Source organism: Kitasatospora sp. NPDC101157, assembly GCF_044768255.1.
In the GTDB taxonomy this organism is placed as follows: Bacteria; Actinomycetota; Actinomycetes; order Streptomycetales; family Streptomycetaceae; genus Kitasatospora.
The window spans coordinates 378,505-388,074 of record NZ_JBIWPL010000007.1 but is presented as its reverse complement, the minus strand read 5'-3'; the positions used below and the strand labels follow the sequence as shown (position 1 = coordinate 388,074).

The 9,570-nt window shown below is 73.8% G+C and carries 9 protein-coding genes and 1 pseudogene; 6 read left to right on the top strand and 4 right to left on the bottom strand.

All coding sequences use genetic code 11. From position 1 onward, the window contains the following. Positions 1-557, bottom strand: a pseudogene (locus ACIRVF_RS18750) (glycosyl hydrolase); the annotation flags it as partial. Positions 558-868: 311 nt separating this feature from the next. On the opposite strand from ACIRVF_RS18750, the gene ACIRVF_RS18745 reads away from it, so the two are divergent. The 5 genes from ACIRVF_RS18745 to ACIRVF_RS18725 all read left to right on the top strand — a co-directional run bounded on the left by ACIRVF_RS18745 (position 869) and on the right by ACIRVF_RS18725 (position 5,331). Beyond that, positions 869-1,300, top strand: a complete 432-nt coding sequence (locus ACIRVF_RS18745; RefSeq protein WP_402818487.1) for a GNAT family N-acetyltransferase — start codon at positions 869-871, stop codon at positions 1,298-1,300. A gap of 172 nt (positions 1,301-1,472) precedes the next feature. Beyond that, positions 1,473-2,099 carry a phosphatase PAP2 family protein gene (locus tag ACIRVF_RS18740; RefSeq protein ID WP_402818484.1) on the top strand — a complete coding sequence of 209 codons (627 nt, stop codon included), beginning with the start codon at positions 1,473-1,475 and terminating at the stop codon, positions 2,097-2,099. 49 nt (positions 2,100-2,148) lie between these two features. Then, entirely contained in the window at positions 2,149-2,745 is a 597-nt protein-coding gene (locus tag ACIRVF_RS18735; RefSeq protein ID WP_402818481.1) for a SigE family RNA polymerase sigma factor, read from the top strand. Continuing rightward, a complete protein-coding gene (locus ACIRVF_RS18730; RefSeq protein WP_402818478.1) occupies positions 2,735-3,982 on the top strand; it encodes a hypothetical protein in 1,248 nt (415 codons plus the stop codon). The genes ACIRVF_RS18735 and ACIRVF_RS18730 overlap by 11 nt, the downstream gene beginning before the upstream one ends. A gap of 179 nt (positions 3,983-4,161) precedes the next feature. Continuing rightward, on the top strand, positions 4,162-5,331 hold the full coding sequence (locus tag ACIRVF_RS18725; RefSeq protein ID WP_402818475.1) for a macrolide family glycosyltransferase: 1,170 nt from the start codon (positions 4,162-4,164) through the stop codon (positions 5,329-5,331). A gap of 81 nt (positions 5,332-5,412) precedes the next feature. On the opposite strand, the gene ACIRVF_RS18720 is transcribed toward ACIRVF_RS18725, so the two are convergent. Beyond that, positions 5,413-6,150, bottom strand: a complete 738-nt coding sequence (locus ACIRVF_RS18720; protein WP_402818473.1) for an SDR family oxidoreductase — start codon at positions 6,148-6,150, stop codon at positions 5,413-5,415. 151 nt (positions 6,151-6,301) lie between these two features. Between ACIRVF_RS18720 and ACIRVF_RS18715 the strand changes: the two genes are divergently transcribed. Continuing rightward, positions 6,302-6,874: a TetR/AcrR family transcriptional regulator gene (locus ACIRVF_RS18715; protein ID WP_402818470.1), complete on the top strand. Its 573-nt coding sequence runs from the start codon at positions 6,302-6,304 to the stop codon at positions 6,872-6,874. A 221-nt stretch (positions 6,875-7,095) separates the two neighbouring features. Here ACIRVF_RS18715 and ACIRVF_RS18710 read toward each other — a convergent pair whose 3' ends face one another. Both ACIRVF_RS18710 and ACIRVF_RS18705 read right to left on the bottom strand, forming a co-directional pair. Beyond that, positions 7,096-8,172, bottom strand: a complete 1,077-nt coding sequence (locus ACIRVF_RS18710; protein ID WP_402818467.1) for an FAD-dependent monooxygenase — start codon at positions 8,170-8,172, stop codon at positions 7,096-7,098. 142 nt (positions 8,173-8,314) lie between these two features. Next, a complete protein-coding gene (locus ACIRVF_RS18705; protein WP_402818464.1) occupies positions 8,315-9,469 on the bottom strand; it encodes a transposase in 1,155 nt (384 codons plus the stop codon). Between the last annotated feature and the right edge of the window lie 101 nt (positions 9,470-9,570).

Below are 9,570 nucleotides of genomic sequence, written 5' to 3'. Positions count from 1 at the left end.
CAGTGCCCGCCGCCGGTGCGGGAGCGGAACACTCCGCCGTTGGCACCGCCCGCGTAGACGTAGCCGTTGCTGTCGGCGGCGATGCCGGTGATCCGGCCGGTGACGTAGCCGGAGCCGCCGCTGGAGTTGGAGTTGGCGTCCCGGTAGCGCGGGTCGTCCGAGTTGTACGGCTTCGAGGTGACGTGCTTCCAGGCGCCGTCGGTGTGCGGCATCGACTGCAGCTGCGCCCAGGCCGCGCCGTACGCACCCGGTGCGACGACACCAGGCGCGGTGCGCGCCTCGGTGTACTGGGCGACGCCCTCGGCGGAGTTCTCCGCCTCGTCGGCGCCGCCGTCGTCCCCGCCCGGGGCGTCGGCCCGGGCGGCGAAGGTGTGCTTGCCGCTGCTCGCGCCCATGACGGCGGCGGAGTGCTGCCGGCCGGTCTCGGCCAGGTGCTGCGCCTGGCGCGGACGGGCGCCGGAGGTGTCGGGTGCGGCGATGGCCTGAGCGGGGGTCAGGCCGAGTGCGGTGAGCGTGACGGCGCCGGTCAGCAGCCGTCGGCGGTATCCGTTGGACACGGTGGCGGGTCCTCCCCATTGCGGCGGGCCGTGCGATCGCGCGGCCCGGCGGAATCCGACGGAAGCCTTGCGGCTCGGGCCGTACGCCGGAAGGGATCGGGCATAACGAATGATTAAAACCAAATCAGTTAAGACAGTTCAGAAAACGGAACCCGTGCCACCCCCGCCCCGCAGGCCAGGGGACGGGCCGCTTCCGTCCGGACCAGTTGATAGCCGACGGGTCGGCCCGCCGCCGGAGAAGCGGCCGATCGAGGGCATGTCGACGAGGCCCCCGCCACGGCCGGGAATCCGCCACCTGTAGCATGTAATCCGTGCAGAGCGCTTATGACCCTTACGAACTGCGCCCGGGCGTCCCCACCGTCGAGGACTTCCGCCGCCTGCGCACCGAGGCCGGCCTCTCCGACCGGGCACCCGAAGCGGTCGCCGTCGGCCTGCCCAACACCTGGTACGGAGTGGTGCTGCACCACGAGGGCGAGCCGATCGGCATGGGCCGGATCATCGGCGACGGCGGCACCGCGTTCCAGATCGTCGACATCTGCGTGCACCCGGCGCACCAGGGGAAGGGCCTGGGCAAGCGCATCGTGGCCGCGCTCACCGGGGAACTCGACCGCCGGGCGCCCGCGAGCGCGTACGTGTCCCTGATCGCGGACGGCCCCGCGCACGTGCTGTACGAACGGTTCGGCTTCAGGGACACCGCCCACCACGACTCGATCGGCATGTACCGCCCGATGGGCGGGAGCTGACCGCCCGGCCGCCACGTACGGTGTGGCTGGGTACCGGACCGGGGGCCGCGAGCGCCGCCACGGGGGCCGGGACCCAGAACCGCACTCCCGAGGAAGGCCGCACCCAGCCGTGAGCCACCCACCCAAGGCCCCCGCGCCCCACCGCCCGCACCGGTGGCGGTGGGCGACCGGCGTGACCCTCGTCCTGTTCGCGGCGCTGGCCGCGCTGCTGGCCTCGCGGGGCTGGGCACCGTACGGCTTCGAGAGGGACGCCAACGACTGGTCCGCCGCGCACCGGCCGGCCGCCGCCCGGACGGTGGCCGTGGTGATCACCTCGCTCGGCTCCGGCGCGGTGCCCTACCTACTGGCCCTGGCCGCGGGCGCCGTGGCGCTCCTGGCCCTGCCCGCACCCCGGCCGCCGCGCCGGGCTGCGGTAGCGCTGCTCGCCCCGCTGCTGTGGCTGGTCCTGGGCCAACTCCTGCGCACCGGCCTGATGCACCTCTTCGCCCGCCCCCGCCCGCCGCGACCGAACTGGGCGGCCGACGCGGCCGGCTTCTCCTTCCCCTCCGGGCACTCCTTCACCTCGGCGGTCTGCGCCGGCCTGCTCGCCCTGGCCGTCGCCCGGGCCCGCCCGGCAGCGGCCCCGGCCGCCACCGCGATCGCCGTCGTCCTCGCGGCCGCGGTCGGCCTCAGCCGGATCTACCTCGGGGTGCACTGGCCGCTGGACGTCCTCGGCGGCTGGCTGCTCGCCACCGCCTGGCTCGCCCTGGGTGCGGCGGCGGTCCGGGCGGCGGTCCGGGCGAGCCGTCCCGCACGATGATCGGCGACCGGACTGTCACATGACCCCGGCCCCACCGCGTTACCAAGGCATGGATCAAGAAACGGCCGAACCACCGTGGCCGGAGTTCCCGGACTTCGTCGCCTCCCGAGCCCGGCACCTGCTGCGCACCGCCTTCCTGCTCACCGGCGGTGACGCCCACCTCGCCGAGGACCTCGTGCAGGAGGCGCTCGGCCGGATCTACCTCAAGTGGCGGAAGATCTCCCGGCTGGACAACCCCAGCGGCTACGCCCAGGCCGTGCTGGTCAACACCTTCCTGTCGTACCGGCGCAAGCGCAGCGCCTCCGAGCGCGTCACCGACGAGTTCCCCGAGGTCGGCGTGCACGACCCGGACCCGGCCCTGCGGCTGACGCTGCTGCGCGCCCTCGCCGAACTCCCCGCGCCGGACCGCGCCGTGCTGGTGCTCCGCTTCTGGGAGGACCGCAGCGTCGAGGAGACGGCCGTGGCCCTGCGGCTGAGCGGCACCGCCGTCCGCACCCGCTGCCGCCGGGCCCTCGTCCGACTGCGCGCCGTGCTGGGCGACGACATCGACACCGCCCTGGGCGGCTCCGCGGGAACGGACAGAACCCACGCCACCAGCGGGCCCAACCCCTCCTCCGAGAAGACGGTGCTGCGCCATGCCCACTGAAGACGACTTCGACGACGCGTTCGCCGACGGCTTCGCCCGCGCCCTGCGCGGCGCCGCCGAGCTCGCCCCGGAACCCGTTCAGCACACCCTCGCCGTCCAGGCCGAGCAGCGCGGCCGCCGCCGGCGCCGCCGCCGGCGCACCGCCGTCGGGGCCGGGCTCGCGGTACTGGTTCTGGCCGGAGCCGGCGGCTTCACCGCGCTCGGCGGGGGCCCGCTCGGGATCAGCGGGCCGGCCACCCGGCCGGCGCCGCCCCGGGCCGAGATGTCGACGCGGGAGCTCATCACCCTGGTCACCGACCTGCTGCCGAAGGGCACGGTGAAGGAGCTCAACACCGACGGCCCGGCGAAGCTCAGCGGGCACACGACCGGCGCCAACCTGCTGTTCGACGACGGCTCCGGGGCGAGCATCGTCGAGTTCTCGGCCGAGTGGACCAACCTCCGGCCCGACTCCGCCGCGGTGTGCACGGACGGCTTCGAGACGCCCCAGGACTCCTGCGACCGCACGGTCCGGCCGGACGGCTCCGTGCTGGTGATCGACAAGCTGCGCAACCAGAACGCCAAGGACGGCCGCGAGTGGCGGGTCACCTGGGCGGCCCCGGACGGTCGCCGGGTCTCGTTCACCGAGTTCAACGGGCAACCGGCCACGGCCAACCGGCCGGAGCCGCCGGTGGCCGACACCGCCCGACTGACGGATCTGGTGACGGACCCGTCCTGGGACCGGGTCTTCGCCGCGCTCGCCCCGGTCACGGACGCGCCGAAGCCCGGCGACTCCCCGCGCCCCGCACCCGCCGCCAGTGGGCCGTCCAACGCGGAGCTGCTCGCGAAGCTCGTACCGCTGCTGCCCGCCGGGGCCGAGGTGGGGAACCAGGACCCCGGGCACGCCGCGCTCACCGTCACCTACCAGGGCCGTACCAGCATGCTGCAGGTCGGCGCGGACCCGGCGTCCAAGCTCGGTCGGGACGAGCTGGCGACCATGGACCGGGAATCCCTCACCCCGCTGGAAGTCCGGGAGAAGCGGCCGGACGGGACGCTCGTCGTCACCAACCGCTTCGGCCACGGGAAGTCGGCGACGAATCCGGTCCTGTACTGGTCGGCGGCCGTTCACTACCCGGACGGCAGCCAGCTGTGGCTCTCGGAGTGGAACGGCGAGAACCGGTACACGACCAGGCCCGGCGATCCGGCGCTCGGCGTGGACCAGTTGAAGGCGATCGCGACCGCTCCGGCCTGGCGTTCCTGACCCCTTCCTTCCTCGCACCGAAACGGCGGCCCGGCCCGGGAACCGGCGCTCCCACCTGCCGGGCCGCTGCGCGTCCGGCCGTACCGGCACCCTGGGTGCGCTCCCCGCACATCAGTTGACGTAACGTCAGAACGGTGGAACACAGCACTCGTGACGACGTACGAGGAAAGGTGACGACGATGCCAGGCCCAGCACACATCGCCATGGTGAACATCCCGGCACACGGCCACGTCAACCCCAGCCTGGAGGTGATCCGGGAGCTGGTCTCCCGTGGCCACCGGGTCAGTTACGTGAACGACCCGTCGTTCGCCGAGCGGATCGAGGCCACCGGCGCCCGGTTCGTGCCCCACGAGACGGGCCTGTCGGTCCTCAAGGGGGCCGTCCAGCCCGGGACCAATGTCCACAGCATGATCTTCGACGAGGCGCAGGTGATGCTGCCGCTGATGCGGGAGGTGTTCGAGGACGACCGCCCCGACCTCGTGCTGTACGACTTCATGGCCTACGCGGGACGGGTCCTGGCCGACAGCTGGGGCGTGCCGTCCATGCTGATCTCGCCGTCCAGGGTCGCCACCGCCGACCCGGACGTCGAACCGTTCCGGACGGTCATGAAGGCGCTGGAGGCGGACAACGTCCCGGATCGGTTCACCCGGTGGCTGGCCGACAACGGGGTGCCGCCCCGCGACATCTTCACGTACATGCTGCGGCCGGACCGCGGGATAGCGCTCATCCCCCAGGCCCTCCAGACCGGGCTGGCGGAGGTCGACCGCGAGGTCTTCTCCTTCGCCGGGCCCTGCCTCGACAACCGGGAGCGCGAGGGGAGTTGGACCCGGCCGCAGGACGCGCAGCAGGTGCTGCTGATCTCGCTCGGCTCCACCTTCACCCGCCAGCCGGCCTTCTACCGCGCCTGCCTGGAGGCCTTCGGCGGCCTGCCCGGCTGGCACGTCGTGCTCCAGATCGGCAGGTCGACCGACCCGGCCGAGCTGGGCCCGGTGCCGGCCAACGTCGAAGTGCACCAGTGGGTACCGCAGTTCGCGGTGCTCCAGCAGGCCGACGCGTTCATCACCCACGCCGGGATGGGCGGGTGCAGCGAGGGCCTGTACTGCGGACTGCCGATGGTCGCGGTGCCGCAGGCCGCCGACCAGTTCGAGAACGCGGACCGGCTGGTCGAACTCGGCGTCGCCCGACGTCTGGACACCGACCTGGCCACCGCCGACGCGCTGCGCTCCGCGGTGCTGGAGCTGACCGGGGACCCGAAGGTGGCGGCCCGGCTGGCGGAGCTCAGCGCGGAGGTCCGGGCGGGTGCCAGCGTGAGCAGGGCTGCCGACCTGGTCGAGGCCGCGCTGGCCTGACGGCCCCCGTCCCGATCGTTCGTCCGCCACCGCCCGCTCTCCGGGGGGTGGCGGACGCCGCCCTCCTCCACGCGGGCGCGCTCAGGACTGCGCGGTGGGGCGCACCACGATCTCGCCGACGTCGACGCCCTCGGGCTGTTCGACGGCGTAGGCGATGGCGGACGCGACCGCGCCGGGCGGCATGGCGATCTCGTCGCGCTGCCGGATCATCGCGGCGGCAAGCTCGGGGCCGGCTCCCTTGCCCACGCCCTCGGTGTCGGTGAATCCCGGCGAGACGAGCGTGACGCGCAGGTCGGGTCCCGCTTCCTGGCGCAGCCCCTCGGAGAGCACCTTCACCGCCGTCTTGGTGGCCGCGTAGACCGCCTGCGGGCTCTTGACCACGTGGGCGGCGGTCGAACCGACGTTGACGAAGTGCCCGGAGCGCTGGCGGCGGAACACCGGCAGGGCCGCCCCGATGCCGTTCAGCAGTCCGGTGACATGGGTCGCGACCATGGCGTCCCAGTCGTCCTGGCGCAGGTCGTCGAACGGCGAGACGGCCATGGTGCCCGCGTTGGACACGAGGACGTCGAGCCGGCCGTAGCGGTCCACTGCCGTGTCCACCAGGCGCCGGAGGTCCTCGCGGCGCGTGACGTCGACCAGGACGCCCGTGGCGGTGCCCCCGTTCGCCGTGATGCCGTCGACGACCGCCCCGAGCCGGTCCTCGCGGCGCGCCCCGAGCACCAGCAGGGCGCCCCGCTCGGCGAGGTGGGTCGCGGTCGCCGCCCCGATGCCGCTGCTGGCGCCCGTGATCGCGATGACCTTGCCCCGGATACCGGTCATGATCGGCTTCCTTTCGCGGAGGTGTCCGCAGGCCGGGTGGTGGCCTACAGTGAACAACGGAAACGGAGGCGCCTCCGTTTGACCGGACGTTAAGTGGTGGCGCCCCCGGTTGGCAAGTCCGCACACCCCTGGACCCGGAGGACGAGCACCGATGACCGACGGAACACCTCGACCGCTGCGGGCCGACGCCCGGCGCAACCGGGAGAAGATCCTCACCGCCGCCGCCCGCGCCTTCACCGCACAGGGGCTGGACGCGCACCTGGAGCACATCGCCAGGGACGCGGGTGTGGGCAGTGCGACCCTCTACCGCAACTTCCCCACCCGGGAGGCCCTGATCGAGGCGGTCTACCGCAACGAGGTGGCCCGACTCTGCGACGCCGCCCCCGCCCTGCTGGCCCGCAAGGCCCCCGACCGGGCCCTGCACGGCTGGGCGCACCTCTTCCTCGACTACGCCGCTGCCAAGCACGGCATGATCGACGCTCTGCGCACCATCGCCGCGACGGGGAGCAACCCCTACGGCCACAGCCGGGAGATGATCCGCGCCTCCGTCACCACCCTCATGGACGCCTGCGCGGCCGCCGGCCTCATCCGCACCGACATCCACCCCGACGACATCGCCGCCGCCCTGGAGGGCATCGCCCTCACCTCGGCCGGCCCCGAACACCGGCAGCGCGCCGAGCGCCTCCTCGACCTGACCCTGGACGGCCTCGCCGTCCGCCGCTGACGGCCCCCCTCCTCGCATCGGTGACGTCCCCGTCGAACGGCCGGTCCGGGCGTCCCGGAAGGGATCGCCGACGCGGACCCTTCCGGTGGGATCACGGTGCCGATCGCGGCCACCTTCCCGGTCGAGAGATTCGCGAATCCGTGACGGCGCAGGCCGGCGGGCACGTCCACGACAGGATCGTGATCGCGCCGCAGGGCACGAGGGAGTTCGGGGACGGACCCCTAAGCGCCGTTGCGGCACCCCTGCCGCCCGGCGCCGCAGCGGGCGCGGACGGTGGCGTCCGGCGCGGAGTCGGGGCGGCGGGTGTCGTGGTCGGCGAGCCCGCGGAGGCTCTCGCCCGCCGAGGCGTCCCAGCTCGCGGCCAGGCCGAGGGCGTCCGCCAGAGCGTGCTGGAGGCCCGAGGCCTCCAGCGGGCGGGGCGGCTCGGCGCTCTCGGTTACCAGGGCGACCCGGCCACGGGTCCGGCGCGAGGCGGCCGTCCGGGCGGGGAGCGTCCGGGCCCGCCAGGTGTGACCCATGGTCAGCACGTTGCGGGCGGCGTAGCCGATCTCCGGGAAGGCCGCGAGGACGTGTTCCAGGTCGACCCGGGCGCCGTCCAGGTCGGCGCCGGTGTGGTGGTGGCGGGTGGCGGAGAGGCTCAGGTACCGCGCGTCGGGCAGCGGGTAGTGGGACAGGTGCCACCCGGGGCCCACCCAGCTGGTGGCCGGACCGTCCTGCCAGTGCTCCGCGACCGACTCCATCGGGATGACGGTGTGGTAGACCGCGGCCCGTTCCGGCGGGACGTCGTCGGCCCACCGGGCGTCGTGGCGGACGACCGACCGGGCCGCGCCGGTCAGGACCAGGGCGTCGCCGGTCACGCTGCGCCCGTCGGCGAGTGCGGCCACCACCGATTCGCCGTGCTCGGCGTGTCCGACCACCCGGCTGTCCGGGCAGAGCTGGACGGCGTCGAGTTCCCAGCAGGCGTCGAGCAGCGGCTCGTGGACGTCCAGCCGGTGGGCCGTCGCGTGCGCAGCCCGGCCGTCCGCGTGCGCGCCGGGCAGCGGGATCGTGCCGACCGGCTTCCCGGTGGCGCCGTCCATGGTGCGGAACTCGCCGATGGCCAGTGACCGTTCACGGACGGCGTCGCCGACGCCGAGCCGGTCCAGGAGCCGGAAGTCCCGCGGCGCCAGCCGGATGCCCGCACCGCCCTCGGTGAACACCGGCCGCTGCTCCAGGACGAGCACGTGATGGCCCCTCGCCCCCAGCGCGACCGCTGTGGCCAGACCGCTGACACCACCGCCGGCAACCAGAATTCGCATGCTTCCGATGATGGCGGCCGGGGGACGGAACGGGCGATGCGGTCATGTTGCCTGTGTCAGAACCTCCCGCCGAGGTGACACAGAACGAAGTCCGATGTTTGAACGGGGCCATGTCCGCTTCGCGGCATTCAGTGGCAAGACCTCAGAAGGCCCGGCCCATCTGTTCCATGGACGCCATGCAGTGGATCCACGGGCGCACCCGGGCCCGGGCGGCGGCGATCACCTGGGCCACGTGCGCGGCCGCCGCCAGGGTCATGTGCCGGTGCCAGCCGTCCGAGCCGCGTCCCTCGTAGTCGTCGAGGGCGCCGACGTGCGAGGCGGAACCGGCGGCGTCCCGTTCGACCCGCTGGGGGAACGTGGCCAGTCGCAGCAGGACCCCGAGCGGAGTCGCCGTCAGATTGGTCAGCCAGCACTGGACGGGCTGCTGCCGGCCGGCGTCCCACTGCCCCACCAGCAGCAGCGGATGCCCGGCCCACTCCACCCGGACGCCCCCGACCAGGCTCCGGCGGACCGCTCCCGACGCCGGATCCGTCCACTCCACCGGCCGCCGCAGCATCCGGTGGAGCTGCAGCACGCGGGCGGCGGGCAGGGAGCGTCCGCCGCGGCCCGCCTCCTGGTCCAGCACCGGCAGGTTGGGCGGCACGGCGGACAGCACCGGCGCGCCCGCCCGGGTGTAGCGGTCGAAGACCGGCCGCAGGTCGGCCCCCGGGAGGTCCAGCACCACCGGGCGCGGTCCGATCGCGCTCGGGTCGCACACCCGGGCGGCGCTCGCCACGCACCCGGCCGCCTCCTCGCCGAACGGCAGCAGGTGCCACCGGACGGGCACGGTGATCTCGCTGGCCACGCCCCACATCCCGATCGCCCGCCGGTCCTTCCTGGGGACCGGCCTCGCCTGCACCACCCAGGCGGTGAAGCGCAGTTCGTTGTCGGCGTGCCGTTGCAGCGCCCGGCTGACCGGCTCCCAGTCCCAGGTCGAGGAGGCGATGAAGTGGTGCAGGCTCTGCGCGAGTTCGGGGCCGCCGACCTGCGCGGCGATGTTCCGGATCGACTTGCGGCCCTGCGCCGCGATCAGCCCGCGCAGGTACAGCGCCCCCTTGGCGCGCTGGTCGCTGCGCGGCAGCGGGGCGAAGAGCACCTCGGACAGCTCGTCCAGCACGGTGCTGCCGGTCGGACCCCCCGGTCCGACCGGTCCGAGCGGACCGACCCGTCCGCGGCGCAGCGGTCCGTCGGACGGCGGCCGGAGCGCGCTCCGGTGCGGGGCGTCGGGCTCCACCGGCCGGATGAAGGTCGTATCCATACCGACGGCAACGGTCACGTCGTCGAGCCTATTTCCGCTCCGCCCGGCATGGCCGAAAAGATTCGACCGGCTGCCAAGCGCTCTGACTCGAAGCGGATTTG

Bases quoted from the DNA above. Each gene is read 5' to 3' on its own strand.
- ACIRVF_RS18735 (WP_402818481.1), top strand. From the start codon at position 2,149: ATGGATCAAGAAACGGCCGAACCACCGTGGCCGGAGTTCCCGGACTTC.
- ACIRVF_RS18730 (WP_402818478.1), top strand. From the start codon at position 2,735: ATGCCCACTGAAGACGACTTCGACGACGCGTTCGCCGACGGCTTCGCC.
- ACIRVF_RS18725 (WP_402818475.1), top strand. From the start codon at position 4,162: ATGCCAGGCCCAGCACACATCGCCATGGTGAACATCCCGGCACACGGC.
- ACIRVF_RS18720 (WP_402818473.1), bottom strand. From the start codon at position 6,150: ATGACCGGTATCCGGGGCAAGGTCATCGCGATCACGGGCGCCAGCAGC.
- ACIRVF_RS18715 (WP_402818470.1), top strand. From the start codon at position 6,302: ATGACCGACGGAACACCTCGACCGCTGCGGGCCGACGCCCGGCGCAAC.
- ACIRVF_RS18710 (WP_402818467.1), bottom strand. From the start codon at position 8,172: ATGCGAATTCTGGTTGCCGGCGGTGGTGTCAGCGGTCTGGCCACAGCG.
- ACIRVF_RS18705 (WP_402818464.1), bottom strand. From the start codon at position 9,469: ATGGATACGACCTTCATCCGGCCGGTGGAGCCCGACGCCCCGCACCGG.